The 4,725-nt window shown below is 57.9% G+C and carries 5 protein-coding genes and 1 pseudogene; 2 read left to right on the top strand and 4 right to left on the bottom strand.

What is annotated here, in order from left to right; translation table 11 throughout:
* Positions 1-47 precede the first annotated feature (47 nt).
* A complete protein-coding gene (locus tag AC1DX6_RS30500) occupies positions 48-248 on the top strand; it encodes a hypothetical protein (RefSeq protein ID WP_477315152.1) in 201 nt (66 codons plus the stop codon).
* 233 nt (positions 249-481) lie between these two features.
* On the opposite strand, the gene AC1DX6_RS30495 is transcribed toward AC1DX6_RS30500, so the two are convergent.
* Positions 482-1,375: a hydroxyacid dehydrogenase gene (locus AC1DX6_RS30495; RefSeq protein ID WP_477320289.1), complete on the bottom strand. Its 894-nt coding sequence runs from the start codon at positions 1,373-1,375 to the stop codon at positions 482-484.
* A 378-nt stretch (positions 1,376-1,753) separates the two neighbouring features.
* On the opposite strand from AC1DX6_RS30495, the gene AC1DX6_RS30490 reads away from it, so the two are divergent.
* The gene (locus AC1DX6_RS30490; RefSeq protein WP_477320287.1) at positions 1,754-1,996 is read left to right on the top strand and encodes a hypothetical protein; all 243 of its coding nucleotides are present in this window, start codon (positions 1,754-1,756) and stop codon (positions 1,994-1,996) included.
* On the opposite strand, the gene AC1DX6_RS30485 is transcribed toward AC1DX6_RS30490, so the two are convergent.
* The 3 genes and pseudogenes from AC1DX6_RS30485 to AC1DX6_RS30475 all read right to left on the bottom strand — a co-directional run.
* Complete coding sequence (locus AC1DX6_RS30485) at positions 1,983-2,195, bottom strand: hypothetical protein (protein ID WP_477320285.1); 213 nt, start codon at positions 2,193-2,195, stop codon at positions 1,983-1,985. The two genes, AC1DX6_RS30490 and AC1DX6_RS30485, sit on opposite strands and share 14 nt — an antisense overlap.
* Before the next feature lie 1,673 nt (positions 2,196-3,868).
* The gene (locus AC1DX6_RS30480) at positions 3,869-4,120 is read right to left on the bottom strand and encodes a hypothetical protein (RefSeq protein ID WP_477320283.1); all 252 of its coding nucleotides are present in this window, start codon (positions 4,118-4,120) and stop codon (positions 3,869-3,871) included.
* A 277-nt stretch (positions 4,121-4,397) separates the two neighbouring features.
* Positions 4,398-4,725 (bottom strand): annotated as a pseudogene (locus AC1DX6_RS30475) (J domain-containing protein); the annotation flags it as partial.

The following is a 4,725-nucleotide window of genomic DNA, read 5'->3' as shown; positions in this document are numbered from 1 at the left end:
TTATGGCGATCGTGCTACCGCTACTCGATCGGTGACTGGGTGCGACCATGGACGGCAAGCATGCGATTGCGGACGCTGCTCAGGATATCATGGATCAGCTTGATGCCACGCTGCGGGCACTTCTTGCGACAGGCATACCGGACGACACGAAGTTGGCTGTTGGGCAGCATATCAGCTATGCAACTCTGTCACTCGAGCACTTTATCCAGCAACTGCACGACCCATTCGATGCCCAACCCGACGAGTGATCCTCAGCCCTTGTGATATCCCTTGAGGATCGGCCTTATTCGCCCCGTCACCGACTGAAAACTCTTTTACGAATTGCCAGGAGCATGCAGGGACGGCGCCCAAGGGCATGAAGCGACCGGCGACGCAATGGGTCAAGCCGGGGCTGATTGGCCGTGTGAAGCACCTACGGGGCGAGGATGACCTGCGGCATGCCTCGCTGCAGGATTTCTGGGACGAGCCATCGTAGCGCGGCTTACAACACTCCGCTCAAGCGCTGTCTGGCTTGTGGGTTGACGATATCAGCGCGTCCTTCCCCGCTCATCATCGCCCACAGGTTCTTGGCCGCATGCCAGCCGATTGCTTGGGTTCCTTCTGTCGTCCAAGCCGCTACATGCGGTGTGCACAAAACATTGGGAAGCAAAAACAATGGGTCGTCGGTCTTCGGCGGCTCCTGGTCGAACACGTCGAGCGCCGCACCCGCGATTTGGCCGTTGGCCAGCGCTGCTCGCAGGGCTGTGTAGTCGATAAGCGATCCGCGCCCGGTGTTGACCACGATTGCCGACGGTTTCATCTTCGCGAACGCGGCGGCGTTCAGGATGTGATGGTTATCAGGACTCGGCGTTGCGTGCAGCGTCAGGAAGTCGGACTGCTCGACAAGTGTGGAGAACTCGACGAGTTCGATGCCTAGAGGCACTTCCTTCAGGAAGGGATCATAGGCGAGGATGCGGGCCTCCCAGCCCGACAGCCGTTGCGCCACGCCGCGGCCGATGCGGCCGAGGCCAAGAATGCCGACGGTGGCGCCGCGCAACGTCGCGCCATGGGTCAGGCCTCGCCATCCGCCACTCCGCATGAACTCGGGCGTCCATGTGCCAAGTTGTTTCGCCACTGCCAGCATGAGGGCGACCGCGTGCTCGCTGACCGTGAATATCTGAAAATCGTTGGGCGTGCTGGAAACCAGAATGCCGTGCTCGGTGGCAGCGTCGATGTCGATGCTGTCAACGCCAATGCCGTATTTGGAGATGTAGCGCAGATCCGGAAGCGCCTGCATGACGCGCCTGGTGATGCGCGTGCCACTTGCTCCCATCAAGGCGACGCATCCGCGCGCCTTGTCGATCAGCTCATCCTCGGTGAAGCGTTTGAACGGCATTTCCCAGAGCGCGTTGCCGAAAATGACGTTGACCCCACGCTCGCGCAGCCAGCCAAGCGAGGCGTCTGTCGGGTCGTAGCGTTCGAACGCGAGAACGCTGAGCAAACCTTGATCGCTCATGATGGTTCCCCTCAATTTGCCTCTCGAAATACCCCGGCGAAAAAGTTTCTGCCGATTTCAATCCGCTTGGGGCACCTCTACCTAGCCAAGGCATACGTTACGGCCAAATGCAGGATCGGTACATAGATGTTGCCATCCAACGTCGCATAGCGATGGTTAGGCCACTCGCGGCTGATCGCGGAAGCCCTTGGCAATTTCCCCGACATCAGGAATATAATCCTCCCGTTGCGGCGATCCCCTCAAACGGAGTTCGCTACCATGGCCAGGACCAAGCTTTCCAAGCAGCTATCAGAGACTGAAATCGAGCGCTTTCTCGTGGCAGCCGAAGCGCTGCACAGGAGCGTTGTCCAGCCGCTGCTGTCGCCTGGCTGCGATCACTTCCGAGCGCTTCAGGAAGCCCATGGGGCCATGCTGAAGACGGTCAAGGATATCACCGGCAAGGATGCGCCGTTCATTCGATGGAACGGGACAGGACCGGTGCGGCCCCCTACGGCTGGGTAGCGCCGGCTACCTTCCGCAAAATCCAATCCAGTAAGTCTGAATCGACATCATCGCTGTCGGTAAACTCGCTGATCAAACGCGCGGCAACCGACCGCCATTTGTCTTCAGGGATATTCTCTTCGATGACGGATTTTCTAAAAGCTTCGCGAATGATGTCGCAATCAAAGGCGGAAACGTAATTGTGTTGAACTTGGTCCACGCCAGCCTCCCGCGTTCATTAAAGGCGGGAGCACCTGAGTTGACTTCCAAGCGCTCGTTGCCGTGCAGACTGAGCGACAATCTAACTCTACGCTTTGGCGGCGGTTTGGCGAGTCATTTATCTGCGGAACTGGAAGCCCGTTGGCACGTTGCGCCGTTGGCATGACCGAAATACCGCCGAGCGCTGTAACCGTTGCAGTTCAGCGCTTGGTCAAAGAGACAGGCATCACCGAAGCACAAGCACGCGAGCTTATCGGCTTCCTTGGCCCCTACAATTGGTCGTCGCTGTTGCGCGAAGCGCGGATATTAAGGAAACCTACCGCCCGATGATCCGGCTGATAATGCTCTCGTCTGGCTCGTGGTCGAGCAAGTCCTGAAAGAGCATCTTGACGTGGCTTGCCCATTCGAGACGATCATGGCGAATCCCGGAGAAGCGCAGGCGAAATTTCAGGAAGGCTGAGGTCGGAAAGACCCGCGCGGCCTGGCTTTCGCTTCTGGCGAGCTTTCCGATGGGTTTGCAGCCAATCTGGCGGATCGCCGATCTTTTAGGAACAGGGATTTCTCTTTTCTAGCCAGCTTATCCTCTGTGGTCGCTCGGGCATGCCTCGCAGCAATCACGTAGTCGGCTCTGTTGGTTCGATAATCTTCTTTTGGCGCTGACATCGTTGTGATCTCCTATCGAGATCAACGCAGCGTCGCGGCAAGCCGTTCCAAAGAGTTTTCGATTTGGATTGCTCTTAGCCGCCACCGTCTCCAAGGCGCTAGCGCAACAGCATATAGGTGCCCATGCCGGCCATTAGGAGGCAGCGGCCATGCCGACCATGTCGCGCTGCCTGTAACGCCAGACGGCGCCAGCGAACATGGATGCAGTGATGGCGGCGAGGTAGAGAGGTAGCAAATGCAAGGCGCAGCCTGGAGGCCTATTGGACAGTTGGTTTGGGTATGAACTTGGGCGATTGTAAATCGTGGCCCAACTTTGTTGCCTGATCAATGCTAAGGACGATCGGGAATGGTTCACCTGCTGTCGGGAACATGAGCAAGACAACTTGGCCCATTTCTTCGCTCATAGCTACATTCCATTTCTGGAGAGCTATTGTCCTTTTCTCGAGAGCTATTGCCCTTTTTCCGGCCGTCATTTGATCCCCTCCGTCCATCCCCAAGGGAATAGTCGCGCAACCTGAAGGCGAGCGCAAGTGGACTCCTCGCGCGGGAGCTTATGGTCGGGGCGTCGGCGCCGACGTCATCTCAGTTGCCGAGCTACGCCTATTGGACGAGGCCCGGCATAACTCGATATAGCGGGACCACTTTCCGTTCGTGAAACGTGCAAGACACGTTCTTACGTTAGGTAATGCTAAACAACCCGCTGCCATGCCCCTGGCAGCGGGCCGTTGTCAGTCAAGCGGCTATTCACCTCCGCTGTCCAATAAGCTAACAGACGCGGCCGACAGCGCCTATGGTGTGATCGCGCTAAGCTATGCCGCCATCAACCCGGCCCACACCAGCAGGCGATAGACCGCAAAAGCCGACCAGATACAGCGACAGGGGGCGCAAGAACTGGCGATGGCCCAGGACGGAGTCAAGGTGCAGATCGAGGAGATCGCGCCAAAGTCGAAGAAGCGCTAGCAGCCGGCAAGAACGCGCTTGGTGAGGCTGCTCGACCGGCAGAGTGCTTCGTCAATCGTCTTTGTTTGGGTCGCTGCCAGAGTGCAATTTGGCTCGGATAGCTTCAAGCTCGGCGTGTCTCTTCTTGCGCTTGGCGTCCCTGGCCTTTTGCTCGGGAGTGGCAGTGCCGTTTGCTATGGCTGCTTCGTCGGCTGCTATCTGCAATTGCTTCCTGAGGCCCTTCCCCTTGGCCATAGCCGGTTGCGGAAAGGTCATGGCGCTTACAATTAAGACGGTCAAAATTGCCAGCAATGCCTTTCTCATGTTCCACCTCCTTCGCTTGATCGGGCAGGGTGCAACGGCTCGGCGGGGCCGTTTTCGACCTAACGGTGAGCGCCCGACGCTCGCCGAAGCTGGAATCGAGAGACGGGTGAAGCCCCCAAGCCCCGTCTACAATGTGCCCCTAACATAGGCCGGTGGCAAACGCGCGCTTTGCGTCTAATCCTTCCTCAGCCTAACCCCGGCGCCGCCGCCATTCTCGGGGATGAACTCGACGCCGGCCGAGACCAAAGCACGCTCGATCGGGTGCGCCAGGGCCGCCCTAATGAGCGTGATCCAGTAGTCTGGTCACCGCAGCCCTACGAGGATATTCGGAGTTCGCGCGATCTATGCCTTCAATGGTGATCGCAATGGTTCCGTTTTCGATCCTCGAAATCCAACCTTTTGCTTTCATATACCAGATATGAAACTCCAGATGTTCCCGAGGGCAGCCTGACAATCGCTCGATTTCCACGTCGCCAATGCCCGGATCGTTGACATCCTTTCGACGTTTTACATAAAGCAACGTGAGAACTTTGGCCTGGATGACGCTATCTCGTTCTAGGCCTTTGGTGTCGGTGGCTTCCTGGGTCAGCTCGCGATGTATGTTC

Source organism: Mesorhizobium sp. P2_C4, assembly GCF_056404575.1.
The sequence above is the reverse complement of the archived record's forward strand: the minus strand, read 5'-3'. Positions and strand labels throughout refer to the sequence as shown.